The sequence below is a fragment of the Dankookia sp. GCM10030260 genome, from assembly GCF_042666655.1.
Lineage (GTDB): Bacteria > Pseudomonadota > Alphaproteobacteria > Acetobacterales > Acetobacteraceae > Paracraurococcus.
Genome location: NZ_JBHTDE010000021.1, coordinates 1 through 23889, shown reverse-complemented (window position 1 = coordinate 23889; position 23889 = coordinate 1). Strand labels below are relative to the sequence as shown.

Here is a 23889-nt window from a genome sequence, read left to right as displayed (position 1 = left end):
CTGCAATCGCGCTGCAGGTCGGGCTGACCCAGACCGAGGTGTCCGACACCTCTGATGTTCGTCGTCAGTGCTTTCCGGCAAGACGAAGCAGCCTTCACCGAGCTTGGAAAGTGTGACACTGCATCGCTGTTGCGTGGCGCAGTCGGCCAGCTGACGCCCCCGTACGTCAGCTCGGCTCGCATTAGGCGGTGGGCTGCAACCCCGCATCGGCCTGACGGTCAAGATGGGCCGCGAGCGCCGGGTCCAGCTTCAATCTGTGGGACAAGGCGCCAAGCCAGGCGCGTTCGGCAGCTTGATCGGGGTCCATCGACATGCGGGCGGCGAGATAGAGCTCGGAGGCCTGTTCGGGGGTTTGCGCGGCGGCCGCGATTGTGGAAACGGGAATGTCCTGTTCCAAAGCATCGAAGACAAAGGCTTTGGCCTCGGCGTCCAGGCCGAGGGTCTCAACGCGTTCGAAGATGCGATTGCGCTCGGCGGGATCGAGATGGCCGTCGGCTTTGGCGGCACCGACCATGGCGCGGATCAACGCGAGCTCAAAAGGCTGGCCATCCGCGGCAGGAATGGCGGCGGGAAGGAAGCGCTGGTCAAGGTTTTGCGTCTCGGCCTGAGTTGCCACAGGGGCACTGGCCGGAGACTGGCCCTGCTGCCAGTTCTGGTAGGCACGATGCGCCAGCGCGCCGAGCGCGGCGGCGCCTCCATAGCCGAGCACCCCACCGGCCATCTTCCTTACGCCCTTGCCGCCAAGGACCATGCCGAGGATGCCGCCCGCCGCGGCGCCGCCGGCAAAGCTACCACCGTTGATATTGCTCAGGGCGGACTTGGCCTGGTCCATGAAGCCGGCTGGCGCACGGAACTGATCCTGGCCAGGAGCCTGACCGGACTGGCCGAGGAAGCTGTCGAAGAGCGATTTCGCATTGATCATGCCGCTGAAGTCGGCCCCGGAGCCGTCCATTTCAAGCCGAAGGTGAAGTTTCCTCCATTTTCGAGTTGAGTCGCGGGGCCGCCGCCGCTTGTCTACATTACAGTTGTATGTCTTGTGCCAGATAGAGATGATCTTGCTCCATCTCTGATACAGGGGTGGCTCTTGTCGGGATCCGGGGTGATGCGGCCCATCACCCCGGATCCCGACAAGAGCCAGGTGCCAAAATTATCGAAGCCGCATTGGCCACAGCAGAGTACATACCTCGAGCCAAATTAGTCTTCAGCCTGCGCCGCGCCATCGACTACTCCAGCCGCCGGCTGGACTCCCCCACCACTCTTTGGCTGGAGCCTGCAACATCCCTACCGGCGCGCGGAGCGACGCGCTGTCCCTGGCGAAGATCCTGCAGGTGGTCCGTCACGATCGCCATGCCCTCGGGGAGCCCGCGCAGGATGGCAGTCCGCTCGCCATGGTTGTCGCCGGTCTCGACCGGCGTAATGCGCACCCTGCCGTCCGCATCGAGCACATGCACCACGCGCCGGTCGAGTTGGGCCGAAAGCGCCACGGTCGGCACCAGCAGCCGCTCCCGCGTCCCGACCTGCACGCGGGTCCGCACGAACTCGCCCGGCAGGAACCGGCCATCGGCATTATCCAGCATGGCCCGGACCAGGCGGCGGGCGGTGCCCGAGTTGAACCGGTTGTCGAGCTTGTAGATGCGCGCGGTCGCCGCCGGCCGGCCGTCCCCGGCCAGCACCTCGAGTGCGGCCTGTCCCGTCGCCAGCGCCGCCTCGACCGCCACCGAGGCCTCGGCCGACAGCGCGACCTGCACGTCGATGGGATCGATCTGCACCAGGCTGACCAGCTCGGTCTGGTTCGCCGTCACCAATTCGCCGGCGTTGATGTCCGACAGGCTGGCACGCCCGGCGAAGGGCGCGCGGATCTCGGTATAGCCGAGGTCTAGCTGTTGTCGGAGGACCTCCGCCTCCGTCTCCCGCAGCCGGGCGGCGGCGATCGCCCGGTCGCTCTGCAGTTGCTGGAAGCGCTGCCGGCTGGTGAAGCCATCGTCCGCCAGCGACTCCACGCGCTCCACCTCGACCTTGGAGAAGGCGAACTGCGCCCATGCCTGGTCGCGCTGCGCCTCGGCGGCCTGCAGCGCCACCGCGAAGGGCTGCGGGTCGATGCGGAACAGCAGCTGGCCCTGCTCGACCATGGCGCCCGGCTCGAAGGACCGCTCGACGACGACGCCAGTGACGCGCGGCCGCAGCGCCGCGTCGCTCGGCGAGACGATCACGCCGGTATAGTCGAACACAATTGGGACGGTGGTGCGCTCGGCGCGTGCCACGCTGACCTCGAGCACCGGGGCGGCGTCGGTTCGGGCGCCCTTGGCCTGGCTGCCCTCGCCCGGCCAGGGCCGACCCGCGAGGACCCAGGCCAGCCCGGCCGCCGCCACCATCGTCGCCGCCAGGCCAACCGTCACCGCTGCCCGCACGCCATCCTCCTTCGCCCTGCCGCGGCCCGGCGGCGCGAGCGGCCAAGCCACACCGGAACCCGCAAGAAGCGTCAACGTTGCACGGCCTTCGCTTTCCGCCCCGAAACGGGCCGCCGCCGGGATCCTCGCCGATGTTCGCCTTCTTCGTGGACCGCCCCGTCCTGGCGGGCGTGATCTCGGTTGCCATCACGGTGCTCGGCGCGCTCGCGGGCCTCACCCTGCCGATCGCTCAGTTCCCGCGCATCGCGCCGCCGGTCATCAATGTCGAGGCGACCTATCCCGGGGCCAGTGCCGAACAAGCCTATGCCGCCATCGCCATCCCGCTCGAGCAGGAGATCAACGGCGCGCAGAACCTCATCTATGTCAGCTCGGTCAGCAGCGCCAATGGCAGCGTCAGCATCGACGCCACCTTCGCCGTCGGCTCCGACCTAAATGCTGCGGCCGCCGACATACTGACCCGGGTCAACCGCGCCGAGCCGCGCCTGCCCGAGGCGGTGCGCAGCCAGGGCGTCGAGATCCTCAAGAGCTCGCGCCAGCGGCTGGGCAACATCGTCCTCACCAGCGCCGAGGACTCCGGCTTCGACGAGCTGTTCCTGTCGAACTGGGCGGAGACGCAGGTCATCAAGCCGTTGCGCCGCGTCACCGGGCTCGGCCGCATCGTCAACTTCAGCAACCAGCGCTACGCCATGCGGATCTGGCTCGATCCGGCACGGATGGAGGCGCTGCAGGTCGCGCCCGCCGACGTGGTGGCGGCGGTGCGGCAACAGAACGTGCAGGTCACCGCCGGCGCGCTGGGCCGGGAGCCGATGACGGCGGGCACGCCCTTCGAGCTGCGCCTGGTCACCAGCGGCCGGCTGCAGTCGCCGGAGCAGTTCGAGAACGTCATCCTCCGCGCCCGGCCGGACGGGTCGGTGCTGCGGATCGGCGATGTCGCCCGGGTCGAACTGGGTTCGGAGCAGTATGGGGTCCGGTCCACCTTCAACAACAGGCCCTCGGCGTCCATCGGCCTGTATCAAAGTCCCGACGCCAACGCGGTCGAGGTCATGGACGGCGTCCGCGCCACCATGGCGGAGTTGGCGCAGCGCTTCCCCCCCGGGCTGACCTACGAGATCGCCCTCGACCGCACCGAATTCGTCCGCGCCGCGATCGTCGAGGTGGTGAAGACCCTGTTCGAGGCGACCGTGCTGGTGGTGGTCGTGACCTTCGTCTTCCTGCAGAGCTGGCGCGCCACGCTGATCCCCTGCATCACTATCCCCGTCGCGCTGATCGGTACCCTCGGCCCGATGGCGATGCTGGGTTTCTCCTTCAACACGCTCAGCCTGCTCGGCCTGGTGCTCGCGGTCGGCCTGGTGGTCGATGACGCCATCATCGTGGTGGAAAACACCGAACGCCTGCTCGGCGAGGGGCGCCAGCCGCGCGAGGCGGCGCGCGAAGCGGTGCAGGAGGTCACCGGCCCGGTGATCGCCACGACACTGGCTTTGGCCGCGCTGTTCGTCCCGGTCGCATTCATCCCCGGGGTGACCGGGCAGCTCTACAACCAGTTCGCCCTGACCATCACGATCTCCTTCGTCATCTCGGCAGTGGTCGCGCTGACGCTGACGCCGGCGCTTTGCGCCCTTCTCCTCCGCCCGCATGGCGAGGAGCGGCAGAGCCGCTGGCGCGCGCCCTTCCGCTGGTTCGACCGCGTGGTGGGCCGCGGCGCCGAGGGCACGATGCAGGCCGTCGGCCGGCTCGCGCGGCGGCTTGTCCTTTTCGCCGTCGGCTTCCTCGCCTTCGTCGCGGCGACATACTGGCTGTTCCAGCAGCGGCCGACCGCCTTCGTGCCGCAGGAGGACCAGGGGTATTTCTTCGCCGATGTCGCCCTGCCCAAGGGCGCCTCGGTGGAGCGGACCTCGGCGCTGCTGGACCGTCTGGGAGAAGCATTGCTCGCGCACCCGGCCGTCGCCGGCAGCATCGGCGTCGCCGGGCGCGGCATCCTGTCCGACACCGTGGCCTCCTTCTTCGGTTTCCAGATCCCGACGCTGAAGCCCTGGGGCGAGCGGGTCGCCGTGGACGCGGTGATCGCCGATATCAGCGCGGCCTTCCGGCAGGACCCGGACGGACAGGTGCGCATCGTCAACCCGGCGCCGCTGCCCGGCCTCGGCTCGCGCGGCGGCCTCACGCTGGCGATCCAGGACCGCAGCGGCCGGGGCGGGCTGGCACTGACCCGCGCGGTCGATGCCTTCCTGGAGCAGGCGACCGCGCTGCCCGAGGTCAGCCGCGCCCTGCCGACCAGCAGCTACGGCGTGCCGCAGATCCGGCTCGAGATCGACCGCGCCAAGGCGGAACAGCTCGGCGTGCCGCTGGAATCGCTGTTCGACACGCTCGGCACCTATGTCGGGTCCTCCTTCGTCAACCTTTTCAACCAGTTCGGCTTCGTCTACCAGGTCTATGTCCAGGGCGAGGCCTCGGCCCGCCGCACGCTGGAGGACCTGGAGGCGCTGACCGTGCCGAACATGCGGGGGGAGCCGGTGCGGATCGGCTCGCTGGTCACCACGCAGGTCGTCGCCGGGCCGACCGCCGTGCTGTCCTACAACACCTATCCGGCGATCGAGGTGGCGGTGGAGACGGCGGCGGGGATCAGCTCCGGCGCCGCGATTGCGGCGATCGAGCGCCTGGCCGAACGCCGCCTGCCGGCCGACTACGCCGTCGCCTGGACCGACGTGGCCTACCAGGAGAAGCTGGCGGGCGGCTATGCGCCGCTGATCTTCGGCTTCGGCATCTTCATGGTGTTCCTGGTGCTGGCGGCGCAGTACGAAAGCCTGCGGCTGCCGCTGGTCATCCTCCTCGGCACGCCGCTGGCCGTCTCAGGCGCGCTCGCGGCGCTGGCCCTGCGCGGCCTGCCGCTCGACATCTTCGGCCAGATCGGCCTGCTGCTGCTGGTCGGCCTGGCCGCCAAGAACTCCATCCTGCTAATCGCCTTCGCGCAGGAGGCGCGCGAGCGGGGCGCGGACGCGACGGCCGCGGCGCAGGAGGCGGTGCGGCTGCGCCTGCGGCCCATCCTGATGACCTCCTTCGCCTTCATCCTGGGCTGCCTGCCGTTGGCCATCGCGTCGGGGGCCGGAGCGAATGCCCGCATCTCGATCGGCACCGTCGTGATCGGCGGCCTGCTGCTGGCGACCATCCTCACTCTGGTGGTCACCCCGGTGCTCTACATCGCCTTCGAGCGCCTGCGCGAGGCGACCAGCCGCGCGCCGCGGCAGGACGCGGCCAGCCCCGCAGCCCCGGCCGACCAGCAGGCGTGAGGCCGGATGGTGCGCGGTCAGTCGGCCGATGCCAGCCGGCCGAGGGCACGCGCGTAGCGGGCCTCGATCGCGGCCAGGGCGGCGCTGTCCTGCGTCGCCGCGGTGCCGGCGTCGCGGGTCAGAACGATGTGCCGGCGCAGGCTGCGGCGCCGTTGGGAGTCCTGCTCCACCGCCGCCACCTCGTCGAATATCTCCAGCATGCGGATCATCACCGCCGGTGCGCCCGTGCCGGCCTGGCGCAGCATGTGGAACATCGCGTCCACCAAGCCCGCATAGTCGGTGGTGCCGCGCGACAGCCGGAACTTCCCGTCGCGCCAGAGACGGCCGGAGGGCAGGTCATGCGAGGCCAACTCGCACAGCGCGGCGCCAAGCCGGTCGAGCACGGCCATGGCGGTGAAGGGGTCGTTGATACCGGGCGACAATGCCCGCAAGCCGATCTCCACCAATTGCCGCACGGCGAATTCCAGGTCCTGCTCCACGCTGCGGGTATCGCCTAGCGCCAGGGCCCGGCCGAGCGCCGCCTGCGCGTCATCGACCACGCTGGCGGGCGCCACCCGACCGATGACGCTGTCGGGGAAGACGAAGTCGCCCGGGCGGATACGGAGCCACAGGCAGGCGTCCTGCTCCTCCGCCCATTGCCCAAGTTCTTCATCGTCCAGCACCCGCAGATAGCCGCCGCCCGGGGCCCGCAGCGCCGCGCCCGATTCATCCGGCGCACCGGGTTCCGCCGCTGCGCCGGACGAATCGTTCCGGCGCGGCAGCCGCCGCAGCGCCGCCGAGAGATCGCCATGGACCAGGGCCACCACGGTGTTCACGTTGATCGAGGTGGCGACATGATGGATGAACCAGATCAGCACCCCGACGCAGCCGAAGGCGAGCAGCAGCCCGACCGAGACCGCAAGTTGCGGGACGAAGGCGCCTTCCTCCGCGTCGTGTACCGACCGCAGCGCCATCAGCGCAAACGCGAAGGTGGAGACGAGGGCGCCGAGCGCATACTGGTTGCCGGGATCGCTGGTGAAGTTGCGCAGCAACCGCGGACCCATCTGGCTCGATGCCAGGCTGAGCGCCGCCACGGTGATCGAGAAGGTCGTGCCTGCGACCCCGATCGTCGCCGAGGCGACGGCCCCGAGCACGTCGCGGGCGCCCGCGGTGCCGCCGGCATAGACCCAGCCCTCGAGCCAGGACGGCAGGCTGATGGCGCCGTCGGCGCGGACCAGCAGCTCAGCCAGCACGATCGCGGCCAGGGTCATCACCGCCGGCCGCAGCCAGAAGGAGGCGCGGAGATCGGCCCAGAACTGCCGAAGGCGCGCAGTCCTCACTGCGCCGCGGCCTGGCGGAGCTCGACCGTCGCGGCCAGCACTGGCTTGGCCCGCACCAGCACGCGGTCGATGACCTCGCGGGCCTCGACCCGCCGTGGCGGATCGATCCAGAGAAGGAGGTCGAGCTGCACCGCCGTGTCACCGAGTTCCGCCACCCGCACTGCGGGCGCCGGCTCGGTCAGCACGCCTTCGACCCCCAGCGCCGCCCCCAGGATGGCGCGCTTTGCCTCGGCGATGTCGTCGTCCTGGCTGATGCCGAAGCGGATGGCGAGGCGGCGCTTGTCATAGGCGGTGTTGACCAGCACCTTGCCGGAGAAGAGGTCGCTGTTCGGGATCACCGCCCGGCGGTTGTCATAGGTGCGGATGGTGGTGGCGCGAACCTGGATGTCCTCCACCGTGCCTTCGAATTCCCCGACCTTGATCTGGTCGCCCAGGCGGAAGGGATGCGTCAGCAGCAGCAGGATCCCGGCCAGCGCGTTCTGCAGGATGTCACGGAAGGCGAAGCCGATGGCGACGCCGCCGATGCCCAGCACGCTGAACAGGTCGGCAGCGTTGATCGAGGGAAAGGCGATGGCCGCGCCGACGAAGATGCCGACCAGGATGGTCAGGCCGCTGCCGATGCGGCCGAGCACCAGGGCAACGCCGGGCGAGGCGGCGCGTAGCCCGACAGCCCGCGCGATCGCCGCGCGGACCGCGCCAGCCAGCAGCCAGGCCAGGCCGAGAACCAACAGCCCTAGCACGAGCCCCGGCAGCAGTGTGAGCGCGGCATCGGCCAAGCCACGGACGCGGGCGAGCAGGGTATCGAGGTCCATCCATCCCTCCATGCGCGCCGTCCTCAGGCAGTCTGGGCCGGTGCAGCCTGGGTCGGGGCAGCCTGGGCGGGGCGACGCATATCCTGCAGCACGTCCGCCTCACGGCCATCCGTGGCGGAGCCGGGAACCACGCTGAGGCTGCCATCGGTCTCAAGCACCACGGTCGCCGCGTCCTCCGGCCGCGCGACGCCGGAGGCGCGCAGCGCGGAGACCACTTCCTCGCGCGTCACCCGCTGGCCGCGCATCGCCCGGTCGAGGAAGTCGCCGCGATGCAGGAGCAGCGTCGGCTCGGACTTCACCAGTGCGTCGAAGCGCGCGGAGCGCACGGAGCCGAAGGCGACCAGCCATTGCAGGCCGGCCAGCAGCATGAAGCCGACCACGCCTTCGGCCAGGGGGACGGAGCGGTTCAGCAGCACGGTCGCAAGCGTCGAGCCGAGTGCGACCGTCACCACCAGGTCGAAGGCGTTGAGCTTGGCGAGTGTCCGCTTGCCGGAGATGCGCAGCATCAGCACGAGGGCCACATAGGCCAGCGTGCCGACGACGACGACGCGCAACAGGGACGACCAGGACTCGAAGAACATGGATCAAACCTTGGGAGGGCGGGCAGCGGAGGCGCTGCTTTGGGCATCCCCACGTGCGCTTGCAGGAGGAGGCTTCAGGAAGGGAACGGCCGCTCCTGGCGGCCGTTCCCGCGGGCGTCGGGGCACTTGCGCCGTAAGGCCCATCAGCCAGACTTGCTGTTGTCCTGCTGCTGCCAGAAGCGATCGATCTCCTGACGGCGCTGAATATAGGTCTGCTGGTCGGAGAAGGTCTGCAGGTCGACCTTCGGCGCCTTCTCCAGCTGGGTATCAGTAGTATTCAGCACGAAAGCGTCCATGTTCTGAGTGGCCTTCAGCTGCTTCCAGGGCACCGCGACATAATCCTCCCCCACGCCGAAGAAGCCACCGCGCGCCAGGATCACGTAGCTGACCTGGCCGCTGTTCGGGTCCACCACCACGTCCTCGATGCTGCCGAGGTACTCGTCCTTCGCGTTGCGCACGTCGGTGCCGGTAAGGTTATCGGCACGGAAGGCGCGGTCCATCTGCCCGACCGGCGTAGCATTGGCGAGCTGCTGCTGCCGGTAACCGCTCATGCGGTCCTGATTGCCGCCGGCCTGTTTCAGTTGCTGGCCGTACTGGTCATAGGCTTGGCGCAACTCGGCCAACACGGTCTCGCAGCCCTGCTGCTCACCACGCTGGGCCATCACCACGACTGCGGCCTGTAGGGCGCGCAGCTGCTGCATCGGCGGCACGGTCCAGTTCAAGTTGTCCCAGGGACCGCGCGCCGCCGCCTGGCCCGCGCCGGTAGCGCCGCCGCCCTGCGCCTGCACGCCGGCCGCGCGCGCGCGGTCCTCGGATCCGGCGCGGGCATCGGTATTGCCGGTGCCAGGGGCGCTATGGGCCGCGGTCTGGTCGTCGAGCATGGCCCGGCTGTAGCCGTGCCAGCCATAGCCGGTGCGATAGCCGTTGAGCCAGAGGCCGTCCTTGCGCATCTGTTGGCGGAAGGCCTGCAGGTCGTTCAGGCATTTTCGCGCCACCGGCTGGCCGGCTTCCGCCTGCTGCTGCGACGGGTTGCCCTGGGCCTGCGGCTGGCCCCGGTTCTGCGACGACTGAGCGCCGGCGAGTTGCGGCGCAAGGATGAGCACCGCGGCGGTGCCCATGAGGAGATGCTTCATTCTGGCCTCCCGGAATAGGGAATAGGTGTGTCACCCGGCCGCGGCGCGGAGGCCGTGGCACGAGTGCCAGCGAGGTGGTCGGCCAGCCCGGCGCTTTCGACCACGCGACACTCCCTAGGAAACCGATGCGGCATCGCGGACGCGCCGCGGTGTGCTGGACGGGATGGCGCGGCGCCCTCAATCCCCGCCCGGCAGCTTCGCGCCGGAGGCGCGGATCAGCTCAGCGAAGAGCCGCTCCTGTGCACCGCGGAATGCGGCCAGGTCCGCCGGCGTGGTGGGCCAGGCGGTGGCGCCGTTCTCTTCGAAGCGGCGGTTCAGCTCGGGGTCCCGCAGCGCCTGATGCGTCAGCGTCGAGAGCCGCTGCACCGCTGCCGCCGGCATCCCGGCCGGCCCGACCAGGCTGCCCCAGGAGGTGATCCGGAAGCCGGGCAGGAAGTCCGCCAGCACCGGCACCTCGGGGGCCGCTTGGCTGCGCTGCTCGCCGGTCACGGCCAGGGCGCGCACCTTGCCGTCGCGCGCCGCGACGATGGCCGTCGTCATGTTGTCGAACATGAGGTGCACGCGCCCCGCCATCAGGTCCAGCATCGCCGGCGCGCTGCCGCGATAGGGGATGTGCAGGATGTCGAGGCCGGCTTTCTGCTTGAACATCTCCATCGAGAGATGCGGCGAGGTGCCGAAGCCGCTCGATGCATAGGTGTAGCGCCCCGGCGACTTTTTCAGCAGCGCGATCAGCTCCGGCACGGTGCGCGCCGGCAGGTCCTGGTTGACGATGAGGATGTTCGGCACCTGCCAGATGCCGGATACGAAGGTGAAGTCCTTCGCCGGGTCATAGGGCAGGTCCGGCATGATGCTCGGCGCGATGGAAAGCGAGGCGACGCTGCCGAGCCCGACCGTGTAGCCGTCCGGCGCGGCCTGGGCGATGGCGGCCTGGCCGACCGTGCCGCCGGCGCCGCTGCGGTTCTCGACGATGACCTGCTGTCCGGCGAGGTCGCCAAGCTTGGCGCAGAACAGGCGGGACAGCGTGTCGGTGGTGCCGCCGGGGGTGAAGACGTTGATGTAGACCACCGGCCGGTTCGGCCAGTCCGACGCGGCGCTGTCCTGGCCGCGTGCGGCGCGCGCGAGCAGTGCTGCTGCGGCGGCACCCAGCAGCAGCGGCCGGCGCTGCAGGCCGTTTCTCGTCTCGTTCATGGCAAGCCTCCCGTGTCCGGCTTGTCTGTGGCCGGATCGTGACGCTTATCGGTGCCAGGGCGGCCGCGTTGCCGGCGCGGGGTCTACAGTTTCGTGGCCGGCCTGAACGGCATTGGACCGTTCGGCAGGACGATATCTCTGCGGACACAGTGGCTTGCGCGGCGACGGGTCGGTAGCCGGTGAGATCGTCACCTGCGCAGCCGTGGTCACAGTCGCGTGGTGTTGCTTCTTCCAACCTGCAGCACGGCGTCAGCGCGCGGCCGGCGCAGGCTCCAAGCCCGCCGCCAGCGCAATGCGCACCGCCTCGGACAGGCTGCCGGCGCGCAGCTTGGCCATGAGATTGGCCCGGTGGATCTCCACCGTGCGCGGGCTGAGCCCGAGGTCGAGCGCAATCACCTTGTTCTGCCGCCCGGCGACCAGGCCATGCAGCACCTCCGTCTCACGCGGCGTCAACGTGGCGATGCGGGCCGCAGCCTCGGTCGCCTCCCGCGCCCGCTCCAGGGTCTCGTCGCCGCGGCCAAGGGCGGTTTCTACAGCGGCCATGATGCTCGCCGCAGCATAGGGCTTCTCGACGAACTCGCAGGCGCCGGCCTTCATTGCCTCCACCGCCAGCCGTACATCGCCATGCGCCGTGACGATGACGACAGGCAGGCGAAGCCCGCGCGTCGCCATCTCCCGCAGCACCGCGAGGCCGTCCAGCCCGGGCATGCGGATGTCGAGCAGCACGCAGCCGAAGGGCAGGTTGGCCTCCGCCGCATGCAGGAAGGCCACGCCGGATTCGTGCGCCCGCACCTCCACCCCGGCTGCCCGCAGCAATAACGTGAGGGAGCGCCGTACGACGGCCTCGTCGTCGACCACATGGACAACCCGCATCGCACTGCCTTCATCCGGCATTGGCCTGTTCCTCCCTGTCCTGCCGGAGCGACACAGCGGGCAGCACGAAACGGAATACCGTGCCGCCACCCGGCCGCGCTGCGGCCTCCAGCCTGCCGCCATGCCCCTCTACGATCGAGCGGGAGATGGCGAGGCCCACCCCCATGCCGTCCTGCTTCGTCGTCATGAACGGCTCGAACAGGTGCCCCTCCAGGGCTGCGGGCAAACCTGGCCCGGTATCCGCCACGCTCACCTCTACCGCATCGGCGCCGCGTCGCAGGGTCGCCACCACCAACTCCTGCCGCGCCTCGCCCCGCATTGCCTCCGTCGCGTTGCGCACGAGGTTGACGATCACCTGCTGCAACTGGACGGCATCAGCCAAGACCGGCGGTGCGTCTCGGGCCAGATCGAGCTGCAACGCGACGCCAGGCTCCGGCGCTCCCGTCAGTACGAGGGAGATCGCCTTCTCGACGATCGTGTTGATGTCGGCGTGCTGCTTCTCGGTGTCGCCACGGCTGACAAATTCGCGCAGTCGCTGCAGGATGCGCCCAGCCCGTACCACCTCCTCAGCCGATTCAACGATCAGCTCGCGTGCTGCCTCAAGCTGTGGCGGCCCAGGCGGCGGATGCCTGGTCAGCAGCAGACCGGCGGTGGCCGCGAAGTTCGCCGCCGCCGTCAGCGGCTGATTGAGCTCATGCGCCATGGCCGTGGCCATTGCGCCCATGGCATTGATGCGGGCAACGCGGAACAACTCCGCCTGGGTCTCGCGCAGCCGCGCCTCCGTGACGCGTCGTGCCGTGATATCGCGCGACACGCCGACCAAGCCGAGCATGGCGCCTGACGCATCGCGCCATGGTGCCTTGGTCGTGAGCAGGACACGCCGGCGGCCGCCGCACAGGGTGATTTCTTCCTCGGCAATCCGCACTGCGCCGGAGGCGATCACCTCAGAATCCGCCGCCTCGATCTGCGCGGCAAGGTCCGGTGCCACCAGGTCGCCGATGCGGCGGCCCAGCGCTACCGCTGTCGTCGTGCCGAGCACCTCGGCCGCGGCAGCGTTGAGAATGGCGTAGCGCCCGTCGGAATCCTTGGCAAAAATCGGGTCCGCACTGCCTTCCAGCACGGAAGACAGCAGGTCGCGGTTGCGACGCAAGGCGGCTTCGGTCTCGCGCAGCGCAGTGATGTCGTTGCAGGCTTCGGCCACCTCGAGCGGCTCGCCATCGCCGCCACGGCGCAGCGCCCACTGGCTGGCGACCGTCACTTGCGTGCCATCCGCCCGCCGGTGGCGCAGGGTTCCGTGCCACTCGCCAAAGCGGACGAGTTCGGCCTCGATTTCGATCAACGGACAGGGGAACTCCGTGCTCATCAGCGCGTGGCAGGTTCGGCCGATGGCCTGGGCCCGGGTCCAGCCGAGCAGGCGCTCCATGCCCGCGGTCCAGACCGTGATCGTGCCGCCCGGATCCCGCACCAGCACCTGCGCCTGGTCCAGTGTCATCAGCAACGCCTCGCGCTCCGCAGCCCGGCGGCGCCGTTCCGCCTGCGCTGCGGCGAGCACGCGGGCGACGGCATTCACCTCGCGCACCGGCGTGGCAAGCGGCTCGCCATGCGCGGCCACCAGCTCCGCTACCCCGGCCAGGGCTTCGATCGGGCGGGCGATTCGGCGCGCGAAGCGATGCGCCAGCACCGCGGCGAGGGCGCCGAGGAGCAGGCCGAACGCCGTCGTGAAATAGATCGAACGGCGCAACGGTGCGGCGAAGCTCGCCTCCGGCAGGGAGACGACGGCAGTCCAACCCGCGATCGCGGAATGGGCATAGGCCGCGACCACCGGCTCACCGTCATCCGACGGCACCCGCAGCCATCCGGCTTCGCGGTCGCCGATGTCCTCCAGCATGCGGGCCGGCAACGGCAAGCCAATGTAGCGGGCGGCTTCGGCGCTGCGTGCCGCGATGATGCCATGACGGTCGGCCAGGCTGGCGACCATCCCCATCGGCACCTCCTCCCGCCGCAGCAAGCTTCCGAGCACCGCAGTCGGCACGGCAAGGCTGAGAAGATACTCGATCTCTCCATCGGGGTAGAAAACCGGCGCTACCACCAGAAACCTCGGCGGCGTGGTGGCCAGCACGTCGGAGATCTGCGGCCGCCCGGTTGCAACCGCCGCCTGGTCGGCCTTGGTAACCAGGATCGCCGCGTTGCGGGCCGACCAGTCTCTGTCGGTCGCGGTCAGGATATGCCCTGATGCGTCGCGCAGGACGATGTCGGCGCCCTCGGGGCGCGGGACCGCGAGCGCGCGCTGCCGGAAGGCGGCAAGATTGCCGGAGCGGAGATAGTCCGAGGTCGCCAGGACCCCGAGCATGGCCTGGTAGGTGGTCAGCCCGCGGTCGAACGCGATGGCCATCTGCCGCGCCGCCTCGCGGGCGGTGCCCTGGTGCTGCGCACGCTCCACCGCGGCCATCCGGAACAGATGGAATCCTCCGAGCACCAACATCGGCACCAGCAGCGCGGCGCAGAGCACACCGAGATGCCAGGCTAGCGGGCGTCCCGACGAAGCGGCCTTCATCATGTGCCTGCCTTCGAGATCGGCCCGGCCGCGCCGCGCCCCGATGTCACGGGCGGCGTCGCAGCAAGCCCGCCGATATGTGACGCAAGGCAACGCCTCCGCCAACGCACCGGTTTCCTAGGGGGTGATGCGGGGTCGTGGCAGGCCGTGCGGGACGCCAGATGCCGGGGGTCGGCGGCAGTCCACCCCGAGGAGAGTCAGGTCCGCCCGCCATGGGCCAGCCTCCTTCGCCGCAGACCCTCGCAATGGGGTAGCCGGCCGCTGCAAAGCGGTCATCGAACACAGGGAGTCTCAGATGCCGCAGCTCACCAACCGCACGCTGACCAATACCGCACTTGGCGCCGTCCTCGGGCTCGCGCTCGCCGGACCCGCCTTCGCCCAATCCGCGCAGAATCAGCCTTCGCAGGGCAGCAGCAGCAGCGCGCAGTCCTCCTCTGGCCAGCGTACCCAGGGCCAGGTCATGGGCCAGGACAAGCTCCGCCAGCAGCTGACGAAGGCGGGGTTCACCGAGGTGCAGATCCTCGATGCCGCCTACCTCGTCCAGGCCAAGACGCAGGAGGGCAACACGGTGATGATGATGATCGACCCGCCGCATGGCGGTTCGAAGTCCTCCAGTGCCACGAACGGCTCCCACAGCAGCGGCGCGTCCGCCGGCGCCAGTCCCGCCGCCTCGGGTGGCAGCAACAACCAGTCGGGTAGTGGCCAAGCCCGCTGAATCGCGGCGGTACAGGCCAGGCCGGGAAGCCGGATGTCAGGGCGGCTCCGACACCGGACTCCGCAGTGAGCCGGCCGGCCCGGCTAACTGCTCGGTCGGGCCAGGGCTCCGGCGAGACACCACATGGTTGATGCAGGCCGCCACCTTGTAGGACGGCAGCCACCAAACACGGCACACAGACGGAGGCGATCAATGAAAACGTATCTCACGACGACGGCACTGGCGACGATCCTGGTCTTGGGCGGCGGCCACCTTGCGGCAGCGCAGGGCCAGCAAGGCTCCGGCCAAGCCGGCACGCAGGCGCCGGCGGCGACCCAGGGGCAGGCGCAGGTGGCGCAGCAGCTGCAGCAGGCCGAGGAGCGTTTGCGCCAGGCGCAGAAGCAACTCTCCAGCAGCGGCAAGGATGGGCAGCAGCCGAATCTCCAGCCGATCCGGCAGGCCGTGACGCAGGCGCAGCAGGCGCTCGGCCAGGTGCCGGTCCAAATGCAGGGCCAGGATGCGTACAAGAAAGCTGGGCAGCAGCTGACCGAGGCGCAGAAGGCGATCCAGGGACAGCAGCCGAACCAGCAGCAGGCCTCGACCCAGGTGAGCGAAGCTGCGGATGCTTTGGCCGAGCTGCACCGCGGCATGGGCAACGGCAGCAGTGCCGCTGCGTCCGGGACAACCGGCGCGCAGATCGCGGTCCAGCAGCGGGCACCCCAGGTGACCGTGCAGCAGCCGGCGCCGCAGATCACCGTGCAACAGCCGCAGCCGCAGGTGACCATCCAGCAGCCGCCACCGCAGGTGACGGTGCAGCAGCCGCAGCCGCAGGTGACGGTGCAGCAGGCACAGCCACAGGTGAACATCGAGCGGCAGGGCCAGCCACAAGTCCAGGTTCAGCAGCAGGAGCAACGGCAGGCGACAAGCGGGCAGAGCACCGGTGCATCGACGATGACCGCACCAGTGCAGCCCGGCGGCAACACGCAGCAGGCCGCCGCAGCGGCGGGCGTTGCCGGGCTGCCACTCGCACGCGTGCAGAGCCTTGTCGGTACCAATGTGGTCGGTGCGGATGGCAAGGATGCGGGTGAGATCCAGAACCTGCTGATCGACGGCAGCGGTCAGGTTCGTGCCGCCGTTGTCGAGTGGGGCGGCTTCCTCGGCATGGGCGAGCGGAGCGCCGCTGTGCCGATCGACCGCATCCAGCTCGGTGCTGCGACCGGTGACAACGACCGGGCACAGCTCAAGATGGCGAAGGGAGAGCTGGAGAAGCTGCCGCGTTACGACAGCAGCCGCGCCGGTGAGTACGGCCGCGAGCAGGGCTGGGGCAACGGCATCCGACTGTATCGCTGATCGGCTCCGGGTGCGCTGCGTGGCGCAGCGCACCCACGCGGCGCGTGCGGCAGCGGACGCTTTAGCTGCAGCACCGAATCGTCGGGTGGGGGCAGATCGCAGGGCCGCAGTCGCGTTGGGTCGAGCAGCCGCGGTTGCTGATCCAGCGGGTCGAACACCGCGGGCGGGCGCCGAGCGAATACATGGCTGCCGTGCCGCCAATCTCCACGACGGACCAGCCAAGGCGACGAGTTAGCTAACCTCTGGCTGACAACGCAGACCGGAGCGGTGCGCCCGGACGCCATTGCCTGGCTCCCCGGATCGTACAACCACCACCTCAACGAAGGAGTAGACGGCATGCTTACCTGGGCTATCATCGCGTTGATCATCGCGCTCATCGCCGGCGCGCTCGGCTTCACCGGAGTCGCTGCTGCGGCCGGCACGGTTGCGAAGGTAATGTTCGGCATATTCCTCGTGGTCGCTCTGGTGCTCTTCGTCCTTGGAGCCGTCGCAGTCTGACCGATATAGGGCCGGTTCACCGGTCGCCGGGAAGCCCACCCTCCGCCCAGAGCAGCCAAGCATGCACCAGCCAGTCTGGCATGCCAAGTTCGGCCGCCAACGCCGAAACCGAGCGGCCAAAGGCTCATACCTGAACACTTCTTGGAGGAACCGGCGCTGTCCGACCTGCAAGCCAATCGTCTCGTAGGTCAGCAGCCCGTTGACGAAGTCGGCTTGGCTTGATTCCGTTCGCTCTGGAACGTGAGCGGCGAGTGTGGCATGGCGTTGGGACGGCAGAAAGGCCGGCAATCGGAGATGCTGGTGAGTTGGGCGGAGATGCTACGCTCGCCAGGGCACGCGTTCTACGACCGGCTCCAAGCCGAACTGCTCAGCGCCGGGTTCGACGGCTTCGTCGAGCGCCAGTGCACGCCCTGTTGCGCGGTGCTGCAGGGTCGGCCGTCACTGCCGCCTGGGCGGTACTTCCGCATGCTGCTAGTCGGCTAATTCGAGGTAATCCACAGCGAGCGCGGCCTGGAGTGGCGTCGTGCCGACAGCCTGTCGCTGCGCGAGTTCCTCCGCCTGGGCAAGCGCGAGCCGGTGCCGGGTCACGCGTGGCTGAGCCGTACCCGCGCCCGCTTGCCGCTCGAGGTGCACGACGCGGTGTTCACCTGGGTGCTGCAGCGCCTGGCCGAGCGGGGCCTGATCAAGGGCGAGCGGATCGGCGTCAGATGCCTCGACCGTGGAAGCCAACGCCCTGCGCGCGATCGTACGGCGCGATAGTGGTGAGGGCTACCGCGAGATGCTGGTCCGCATGGCCAAGGAGAGCGGCGTCGAGACGCCGACGGTTGAGGACCTGATTCAGCTGGACCGCAAACGTAAAGGCAAAACTCTGTCGAACGCGGAGTGCGAGAGCCCGACCGGCCCGGATGCGCGGATTGCTAAGCTGAAGGACGACCTCACGCACCTCGCCTACAAGCCCGAGCTAGATCTCGACACCGGTGCGGCGGTCGCGGCCGAGATGCACAGCGCCGACCGCAGCGACACCACGACCCTGCCCGGTACTCTCGAGAGTGCCGCTCGGCACTTGGCCGCAATCAGTGCGGCGCCGAGCGCCGAGGCTCCTACCGAGATGGTGGCCGACAAGGGGTACCACACGCGCGAGGTGTTGAAGACGCTCGACGACGGGCCGTAGAAGACCCGGATACCGAGCCCAAGCGTGACGGCTTCTCGCATTGGCGCGGCGACGACGCTGCCCGCCGCGCCGTAATCAACAACCGCACCCGCCTGCTACCCGGTGTCGCCTACATCGCGTTCAAGCTGCGCGCCGAGGTGGTCGAGCGGAGCTTCGCGCATATTCTCGGTCGCGGTGGCATGCGCCGAGCTTGGCTGCGTGGGCGGGAGAACCTGCACAAGCATTGTCTGATCCACGGAGCTGGTACAGTCTCGGTTTAATAATGCGGCTGCTGACGGGGTCAGGAACGCCTCAGGGCTTCCAGGCCAGAGTTTCGGCCTCGTTTGCTGCGATAACAACGCCGGATGCATGCCTGGTTTCCATCCTGATAGTCGTCGCCGGCGATCAGGTCGCGGTCGTCGCCATCAGATTTGAGTCGGACCGCTTCAGCTGACCGACGGCTTTCTCGACGGGCTGTCAGGCAGCTCTCGCGCAACCCAACCACCTAGCGCCGACGCTCTATCTTGAGCCGCAGGCGTCAGGCTGCGCATATCGACGTGCTTCACGGCCAAGGTTGTGGGTGGCTTCTGGAATGCTCCAAGACCGCGCAAGCCAGATCAATAACTCAGTTGCCACTTCCCAGGCGCCAGCGCTGTCTCCCTTCCGGGAAAAGATATTCAAGCGCAGCGACACCCACTCCTACCCCAACAAACGCGATGAAGAATCGGAGTGGAATGCCAGATAGAGAAGTGCCCAAGAGCGCACCACCAGCGAATCCGTTCAGAATTCCAGCAGTAATTGCGGATACAAAAATGCGCATCTTGGATGCAAAATACGGGCGACCAGTGATAAAAAATAGCAGTACGACCACGACACCGGCCAAGATACGGTACATGTTTTCAGCTGAATCGAACATAATTATCTCTCCATATCTATCGATGGCCCGAGCTGATTTATATGGTGGTGCCCCGCAGGAGCAGAAACACCGTAGTATCCCCTAACCTGACCTTGTCACCAGTCTGTCGGGGTTGACTGCAGCGACGCCTCAATGCGGCACTTCAGGCTGACCTAGGGAATCGGCGCGGGAGCTCGGTTATTGAACCAGCTTGGGCGATCTTGAATGCGCTCATATGGACTTTGCCGTGCACAGCGCGACTTTTGCGATGTCACTGTGCTGAGACCGCGTAGGCCGGATCAAGAGCTGACGCCAAGCCGATTCTCGCCGCGGCCGGCGCAGCGCTCTGATGTCCGCAGTCAATGCATCTTGGCGCGCGACATCGCCCGCATTCGACGGCGGGTAGCCTCGCGGCCGCGTAGGGGAGGAGGCGGGGCATTCCTGTAAGCGCAGCGACGAGCTTTCGATTACCCACATTTCTGCTGCATCAGCTCTGCTCCGAGCATGATGTCCATGAGGCGTGCCCAGCCCCGCCGCATCACGGTGTTGCCGGGTGGTCGGTCGTGCGCCCGGGTGAGATAGCCGCCGAGGCAGGCGATTTTCAGAAGGTAGTGCGATAGGCTTTTCTCGGCGGGTATGGTGGGCCGATCGCGCACTGCCCGGTCAATGACGGTCATCTCTGCGTCGGTCAGGGCTGACTGTGGTGGAGCGTCTGGCGCAATCCTGTAGACCATCGTTGTCCAGAAGCTGCGCCAGCTGAGGATGCAGAACATGGCAATCAGCTTGTTCAGTCGCTCAGCCGTCCGCAGTCGTGCCGCCTCAACGTGACAGCCAGATGTGAGGATCTTGTGAAAGAGTTCGATTTTCCATCGCTGGGCATACCACTGCAGCTTCTCGACCGCGTCCTCGGGCGAGTTGATGGCGAGGTCGGTCACGAGCCTCCATTCAATCCTCTCGCGCCCGCGTAGCTTCCGCGCCTTCCGTGCATGGATCACCGTCAGGTCGAGGGCGGGATAGCGTTTCTGCTTGGCGACCGGCGGCAAGATGTGCACCCGCTTGTACCGGAGGCTGAGCGCGGCTTCGCTGACCGTGCCGTCCTCCGCCGTGACCTCGATTCGGTGCTGACCCGCAACCGACACACGGGCCATGATGCGGGCGACCGTGCGGCGCCCATCATCGGCCAACCGATCGACACAGGTGCGCACCAGGAAATGGGTGCCCGCCTCGCGCGCGGCGCAGAAGAACTCATAGATGTCGTTCTCCCGGTCGCCGAAATAGACGCAGCGCCCCGGGTCACCGAGCAGCGCGCGGGACTGCTCCATGCTCGACAGCCAGCGGATGCTCTCCTTTTCATCGATCGGCACCCGCGTCGGGTTGACGTGGCGCTTCAGCTCGCGTGCATCATGGAACTCCTTGCGGCTCCAGAACTGCACCGCGGCGAGGCCAAGCGGCAGCCCCTCAAGCGTCACCACGAAGCTCGAGTGCATCAGCAGCCCACACTGCGTATGGGTACGCGGGTTGCCGTTGCGATCCCACCCGATCGTCGCCCGGCCGATCAGGCCGATCGTCTCAGGCTTGGCCCATGGAAAGCTGAACGTGGTCGTGTCCTGGATCACGAGGACCAGCCCAGGGGTGGCTGCGACGCGGCTAGCGGTTGCCCGGAAGTGTCCCGCCAGGATCGCCTCCTCACCGAATCGCTGACTCGAGAAAAAGCGATACGCCGCCTTCGTGTTGGCCCAATCCTGGCAGGCCAGCGGCAAGGGCGCGCCCATGGCTCCCTCCATCTGGTGCAGCAGCCGACGCAAGCGATCGCCGAGGCGCTTGTCCCCAAGCGCGCATCCGGCCACCTCCGCGTCGATCCAGGATGCCCCGTCAGCCTCACCCATGCTGAAGCCGCTGCCGCTCGCCTATTGCGCCACCGCCGACATCGCCGCCTCCCATCACGCGATCCCGTGCCGGGTACAGCATCACGTCCAGGACCACGCCATCAAGCGCGCGAACGCAGTCGAAATGTGGGTAATCGGAAGCTCGTCGCCGCACTTATGCGCAATCCGCCGAGCATCGGCGGATTGCGCGATCCGGCTCCAGACAGGTTGGCCGGAGGATCGGAGGCATGCCGCCACCACTCACCACCATGCCGCAAGTGCCGCGGCCCGAAGTCTCATCAGTCATCCCAGGGCGGTTGCGCCCCGAGCTGCGCCTCGCTCAGTCGGGTGACAATGCGATCGCCCTCGCGGTGCACCTGATCGAAGCGGAGCAGCACCTCCTTCTCACCAATCCCGATCACCCCGTCGCCGACCTCCACGACGAGAGCAGTGACCTGCCCGCCGCGCGAGGCGAGCACCTGCTCGATCTCGCCCAGGATGTCGCCGTGTTCGCCGTGCAGCGTCGCGCCCTTCACCTCGCCCGCGGCGATGCCGAGCGGCGTCATCTGCCCGCTTTCCGCCTCCATGCGAAGCGGATCGGCGGTGGCTGGTGTGCCCGTCGACGCAGCGGCGATTAGCGCGGCCACAGCAGCCAGAATCATCGATCTGTTTGCCATCATGCTCTCCCTGGATCGCCTGTTCGTCAGGATGCGGCAGATCCTGTGTCATGGAGTGCGTGGTATGCCCGCTTACTCGATCTATGAAGCCCGATGGAGTAGCTTGTCATGCTCTGTCTCCCTCTGCCGCGGAGCAAGCTGCTCCGATGTCAGCAAGCGCAGGGATGTGCGCGCTCACCTACGATACGACCAGATGAGGTGGACCGCTGCTTGATGTAGTCCGGGCTGATACTTAGGCAACCGTTGCAGCGCGCCCGTGATGGATATCCGTGCAGGCACCGCCTTGATGGCTTGTGCTAGCCCAGCCCAACGCCGGCTCAGCAGGCATCCTGGGTTACTGGCGTGTCGACGGTCGCCCGTCCTGCATCAAAGTTCCTGGCGAACCTGGGCATGCGCGAGCAATGCGAAGAGCCCCGTCCCGCCAAAGATATTGTCGATCAACGCCGGCAAAATAATGGCGCCCAGGGCTTGCGCAACGCTGATCTGGCCATCGAAGACGAGCAGGAAAGCCTTGGCCGCGCCGGCGACGACATGGGTGGAATCGCCAAGCGCAATGGCATAGGTGAGCACCAGAGTGATCCAGAACTCACTGTGCGCGGCCCCTGCCCGAATCCAGGCGACCGAGGCGACGAGGAAGCCGGCCGGTATGCTTTGCAGGAGCAAATCGAGTGGGGCTTTTGTAACAGCCTGCTCGAGACCTCGAGCATCCCGTCCAGCAATTCTTCGCCTGCGCCAGATTCAACTCCAGTAGGCGAGCGCGACGACGATCGCGACCGGCGACAGCCTCTCGTCCTGCCATCCAGGGATGGACGGAATTGCTGCTGATAACCTGTAGCACGCCGTAGCCAAGCATTGTGACCAGCAGCCTGGTCCAGTCCTGGGACTGGATCAGCGCATTGGACGTCGGCAGCAGACCCCGATAATTTTTCCAGATTTTCAGTCAGTCACCCGTGCGGGCCGCGTCTTCGCGCCCGTCCGCGATGGCCTCGCGCGCCCAGCGCCGATCCCCGTCGCTTGGCTGCTGCGGCTGCACAGAACCGTCGAGGGCGCCTTCGGGCACGTGGCACAGCGCCGCAAACAGAGGCAGGTGGTCGGAGCCGATATCGATCAGGCGCCGCAACCCCAGCAGGCGGAAGCCGGGCGTGACCAGGACATGGTCGATCGGGACCCGCAACGGCTCCGGCAGCCAGGTCGGGAAGGTCGTGTGCGGGCCGCGACCCACTCTGGGGTCCAGCAAGCCGCCGATGCGCTGGACCAGCAGGGAGGTTGCGGACCAGCCGACGGTGTTCAGGTCACCTGCCAGCAGCGCGGGGCGACCTGCCCGGCGCAGCGCCTCGGCTGCCAGGAGAAGCTCGGCATCCCGCTGGCCAGTGCCCTCGCCGGGCACGGGTGGCTTGGGGTGCAGCCCGTGGAACCCGACCTCTGCGCCGGATCGCAGGCGCAGGCCGGCTTGCACCGAAGGTACATAGCTGCTGAGCAGGTGACGGGTCTCGGCGTCGCGCAGCGCAAGGCGCGAATACAGCGCGAAGCCCCAAAAATCGGCCCGCGGATGCAGCAGGCGATGGGGGTAGTGGGCCTCCAGCGGCTGCAGCGCGTGGACCCAATCCGAATCGACCTCGACCACGAAGACCACGTCCGGCTCCGCGCGCCGCACAGCCTCGAGGAAACGAGCCGCGCCGCTATTGCCGGCGCGGAGATTCGAAACGACGATCGACAGCCGTTCATCTGCCGGGCAAGCCGCGGTGGCAGGAAGCTCGGCGGAATGCAGCGGCGTGTACGGCCAGAGGCGCAGCAGTTGCAGGCCCAGCGCCACAAGCAGCCCGGCGAGCAGGATGTGGCCCGGCCATCGCCGGCGATCGAGGAACAGCCAAGCCAAGGTGGTCTCGATGCAAATCAACAGCGCGATGAGCGGGCGCGGAAAGTCAAGCGCCCGAATCCACCAATCATCGCTCGGCGCGAGCGGCAGGATACTGGCGAGGATAAGTCCAAGACCTATGGTCCAGAGGGTGGTTTTCATCCCATCCAGCCATACGTCGCAGCGTCTTCGGTCGCCTGGGTCTGCTGCGGCATGATTCGACCTATTCAGCAATGTCACCCGGGCGGCACCAGTGGCTGATCTGGCTTTTACGGGCAACGTTCGACGTCACAATGAACCGCTTGGCAGGCATCCTTCCACACGCGAAGAATCAGGCAGAGATTCGCCCGGCTCAGGCCGAGGAATGCACCGTTAACAAAAGTCGGGGCGGGTTCGACGCAACCGCACGCCTATGTCTAAAACCGCAGCACGCTCGGACGGTTCCGTTGCCGTCCGGGTTGCACCAGAACGGTGAAGGTGGCTCCCCTCCACTGGACAACTTGGTAGCTTGGCCAAGCTCTGCCCTGGTTTGTGTCATGCGGCGGCGTCCCGCAAGGACGGGATGCCGGTGGCTTCGCTCGGGCGGACGACAATTCCGCCAAAGGCTGTGTCCTGATCGAGTAAGGGTACCCATCCGCAGAGGGCCGCCTACCGGGATTAGTCTGAACCTGCCTTCTGATCTTACGGGCGTTCTTTCGAGCGCCGTTAAGGGCAGCGGGTGGGGTGCGGGATGGAGATCATCACCGGCGTCGA

20 protein-coding genes are annotated in these 23889 nt (G+C 67.9%); 6 read left to right on the top strand and 14 right to left on the bottom strand.

Annotated elements, in window-relative coordinates; translation table 11 throughout:
• Positions 1-181 precede the first annotated feature (181 nt).
• Both ACFQS7_RS27775 and ACFQS7_RS27770 read right to left on the bottom strand, forming a co-directional pair.
• Positions 182-952 carry a tellurite resistance TerB family protein gene (locus ACFQS7_RS27775; protein WP_380070407.1) on the bottom strand — a complete coding sequence of 257 codons (771 nt, stop codon included), beginning with the start codon at positions 950-952 and terminating at the stop codon, positions 182-184.
• Between the two features lie 271 nt (positions 953-1223).
• Entirely contained in the window at positions 1224-2408 is a 1185-nt protein-coding gene (locus ACFQS7_RS27770; protein ID WP_380070406.1) for an efflux RND transporter periplasmic adaptor subunit, read from the bottom strand.
• 131 nt (positions 2409-2539) lie between these two features.
• On the opposite strand from ACFQS7_RS27770, the gene ACFQS7_RS27765 reads away from it, so the two are divergent.
• Positions 2540-5692 carry an efflux RND transporter permease subunit gene (locus ACFQS7_RS27765; protein ID WP_380070405.1) on the top strand — a complete coding sequence of 1051 codons (3153 nt, stop codon included), beginning with the start codon at positions 2540-2542 and terminating at the stop codon, positions 5690-5692.
• A gap of 17 nt (positions 5693-5709) precedes the next feature.
• Here ACFQS7_RS27765 and ACFQS7_RS27760 read toward each other — a convergent pair whose 3' ends face one another.
• The 7 genes from ACFQS7_RS27760 to ACFQS7_RS27730 form a co-directional block, all read right to left on the bottom strand.
• On the bottom strand, positions 5710-7011 hold the full coding sequence (locus ACFQS7_RS27760) for a DUF2254 domain-containing protein (RefSeq protein WP_380070404.1): 1302 nt from the start codon (positions 7009-7011) through the stop codon (positions 5710-5712).
• The gene (locus ACFQS7_RS27755; RefSeq protein ID WP_380070403.1) at positions 7008-7823 is read right to left on the bottom strand and encodes a mechanosensitive ion channel family protein; all 816 of its coding nucleotides are present in this window, start codon (positions 7821-7823) and stop codon (positions 7008-7010) included. Before ACFQS7_RS27755 ends, ACFQS7_RS27760 begins: the two co-directional genes overlap by 4 nt.
• Positions 7824-7846: 23 nt before the next feature.
• On the bottom strand, positions 7847-8404 hold the full coding sequence (locus ACFQS7_RS27750; protein ID WP_380070402.1) for a DUF421 domain-containing protein: 558 nt from the start codon (positions 8402-8404) through the stop codon (positions 7847-7849).
• A gap of 143 nt (positions 8405-8547) precedes the next feature.
• Positions 8548-9537 carry a PRC-barrel domain-containing protein gene (locus ACFQS7_RS27745; RefSeq protein WP_380070401.1) on the bottom strand — a complete coding sequence of 330 codons (990 nt, stop codon included), beginning with the start codon at positions 9535-9537 and terminating at the stop codon, positions 8548-8550.
• A gap of 177 nt (positions 9538-9714) precedes the next feature.
• The gene (locus tag ACFQS7_RS27740; protein WP_380070400.1) at positions 9715-10725 is read right to left on the bottom strand and encodes a Bug family tripartite tricarboxylate transporter substrate binding protein; all 1011 of its coding nucleotides are present in this window, start codon (positions 10723-10725) and stop codon (positions 9715-9717) included.
• A 249-nt stretch (positions 10726-10974) separates the two neighbouring features.
• Positions 10975-11619: a response regulator transcription factor gene (locus ACFQS7_RS27735; RefSeq protein WP_380070399.1), complete on the bottom strand. Its 645-nt coding sequence runs from the start codon at positions 11617-11619 to the stop codon at positions 10975-10977.
• The gene (locus tag ACFQS7_RS27730; protein ID WP_380070398.1) at positions 11609-14155 is read right to left on the bottom strand and encodes a PAS domain-containing protein; all 2547 of its coding nucleotides are present in this window, start codon (positions 14153-14155) and stop codon (positions 11609-11611) included. Before ACFQS7_RS27730 ends, ACFQS7_RS27735 begins: the two co-directional genes overlap by 11 nt.
• A gap of 292 nt (positions 14156-14447) precedes the next feature.
• Between ACFQS7_RS27730 and ACFQS7_RS27725 the strand changes: the two genes are divergently transcribed.
• The 5 genes from ACFQS7_RS27725 (at position 14448) to ACFQS7_RS27705 (ending at position 17865) form a co-directional block, all read left to right on the top strand.
• The gene (locus tag ACFQS7_RS27725; RefSeq protein ID WP_380070397.1) at positions 14448-14867 is read left to right on the top strand and encodes a hypothetical protein; all 420 of its coding nucleotides are present in this window, start codon (positions 14448-14450) and stop codon (positions 14865-14867) included.
• A 192-nt stretch (positions 14868-15059) separates the two neighbouring features.
• A complete protein-coding gene (locus ACFQS7_RS27720) occupies positions 15060-16196 on the top strand; it encodes a PRC-barrel domain-containing protein (RefSeq protein WP_380070396.1) in 1137 nt (378 codons plus the stop codon).
• A gap of 336 nt (positions 16197-16532) precedes the next feature.
• Positions 16533-16694: a DUF1328 family protein gene (locus ACFQS7_RS27715; protein ID WP_380070395.1), complete on the top strand. Its 162-nt coding sequence runs from the start codon at positions 16533-16535 to the stop codon at positions 16692-16694.
• A 492-nt stretch (positions 16695-17186) separates the two neighbouring features.
• Positions 17187-17453, top strand: coding sequence for a transposase (locus ACFQS7_RS27710; RefSeq protein ID WP_380070422.1), 267 nt, complete (start codon positions 17187-17189; stop codon positions 17451-17453).
• Positions 17413-17865 (top strand): hypothetical protein, encoded by a 453-nt coding sequence (locus ACFQS7_RS27705; RefSeq protein ID WP_380070394.1) that lies wholly within the window; start codon positions 17413-17415, stop codon positions 17863-17865. The genes ACFQS7_RS27710 and ACFQS7_RS27705 overlap by 41 nt, the downstream gene beginning before the upstream one ends.
• Before the next feature lie 604 nt (positions 17866-18469).
• Here ACFQS7_RS27705 and ACFQS7_RS27700 read toward each other — a convergent pair.
• The 5 genes from ACFQS7_RS27700 to ACFQS7_RS27680 form a co-directional block, all read right to left on the bottom strand.
• The gene (locus ACFQS7_RS27700) at positions 18470-18760 is read right to left on the bottom strand and encodes a hypothetical protein (protein ID WP_380070393.1); all 291 of its coding nucleotides are present in this window, start codon (positions 18758-18760) and stop codon (positions 18470-18472) included.
• A gap of 446 nt (positions 18761-19206) precedes the next feature.
• Positions 19207-20625 carry an IS4 family transposase gene (locus tag ACFQS7_RS27695; protein ID WP_380070392.1) on the bottom strand — a complete coding sequence of 473 codons (1419 nt, stop codon included), beginning with the start codon at positions 20623-20625 and terminating at the stop codon, positions 19207-19209.
• A 278-nt stretch (positions 20626-20903) separates the two neighbouring features.
• Entirely contained in the window at positions 20904-21284 is a 381-nt protein-coding gene (locus ACFQS7_RS27690) for a PRC-barrel domain-containing protein (RefSeq protein WP_380070391.1), read from the bottom strand.
• A gap of 363 nt (positions 21285-21647) precedes the next feature.
• Positions 21648-21944 carry a formate/nitrite transporter family protein gene (locus ACFQS7_RS27685; protein ID WP_380070390.1) on the bottom strand — a complete coding sequence of 99 codons (297 nt, stop codon included), beginning with the start codon at positions 21942-21944 and terminating at the stop codon, positions 21648-21650.
• A gap of 277 nt (positions 21945-22221) precedes the next feature.
• Positions 22222-23298 carry an endonuclease/exonuclease/phosphatase family protein gene (locus ACFQS7_RS27680; RefSeq protein ID WP_380070389.1) on the bottom strand — a complete coding sequence of 359 codons (1077 nt, stop codon included), beginning with the start codon at positions 23296-23298 and terminating at the stop codon, positions 22222-22224.
• Positions 23299-23889: the final 591 nt, after the last annotated feature.

What these genes read in the sequence shown, in the direction of transcription:
- ACFQS7_RS27700 (WP_380070393.1), bottom strand. Translation starts at nt 18,760, where the DNA reads ATGTTCGATTCAGCTGAAAACATGTACCGTATCTTGGCCGGTGTCGTG.
- ACFQS7_RS27695 (WP_380070392.1), bottom strand. Translation starts at nt 20,625, where the DNA reads ATGGGTGAGGCTGACGGGGCATCCTGGATCGACGCGGAGGTGGCCGGA.
- ACFQS7_RS27720 (WP_380070396.1), top strand. Translation starts at nt 15,060, where the DNA reads ATGAAAACGTATCTCACGACGACGGCACTGGCGACGATCCTGGTCTTG.
- ACFQS7_RS27735 (WP_380070399.1), bottom strand. Translation starts at nt 11,619, where the DNA reads ATGCCGGATGAAGGCAGTGCGATGCGGGTTGTCCATGTGGTCGACGAC.
- ACFQS7_RS27750 (WP_380070402.1), bottom strand. Translation starts at nt 8,404, where the DNA reads ATGTTCTTCGAGTCCTGGTCGTCCCTGTTGCGCGTCGTCGTCGTCGGC.
- ACFQS7_RS27725 (WP_380070397.1), top strand. Translation starts at nt 14,448, where the DNA reads ATGCCGCAGCTCACCAACCGCACGCTGACCAATACCGCACTTGGCGCC.
- ACFQS7_RS27715 (WP_380070395.1), top strand. Translation starts at nt 16,533, where the DNA reads ATGCTTACCTGGGCTATCATCGCGTTGATCATCGCGCTCATCGCCGGC.
- ACFQS7_RS27740 (WP_380070400.1), bottom strand. Translation starts at nt 10,725, where the DNA reads ATGAACGAGACGAGAAACGGCCTGCAGCGCCGGCCGCTGCTGCTGGGT.
- ACFQS7_RS27680 (WP_380070389.1), bottom strand. Translation starts at nt 23,298, where the DNA reads ATGAAAACCACCCTCTGGACCATAGGTCTTGGACTTATCCTCGCCAGT.
- ACFQS7_RS27690 (WP_380070391.1), bottom strand. Translation starts at nt 21,284, where the DNA reads ATGATGGCAAACAGATCGATGATTCTGGCTGCTGTGGCCGCGCTAATC.
- ACFQS7_RS27745 (WP_380070401.1), bottom strand. Translation starts at nt 9,537, where the DNA reads ATGAAGCATCTCCTCATGGGCACCGCCGCGGTGCTCATCCTTGCGCCG.
- ACFQS7_RS27730 (WP_380070398.1), bottom strand. Translation starts at nt 14,155, where the DNA reads ATGATGAAGGCCGCTTCGTCGGGACGCCCGCTAGCCTGGCATCTCGGT.
- ACFQS7_RS27755 (WP_380070403.1), bottom strand. Translation starts at nt 7,823, where the DNA reads ATGGACCTCGATACCCTGCTCGCCCGCGTCCGTGGCTTGGCCGATGCC.
- ACFQS7_RS27775 (WP_380070407.1), bottom strand. Translation starts at nt 952, where the DNA reads ATGGACGGCTCCGGGGCCGACTTCAGCGGCATGATCAATGCGAAATCG.
- ACFQS7_RS27765 (WP_380070405.1), top strand. Translation starts at nt 2,540, where the DNA reads ATGTTCGCCTTCTTCGTGGACCGCCCCGTCCTGGCGGGCGTGATCTCG.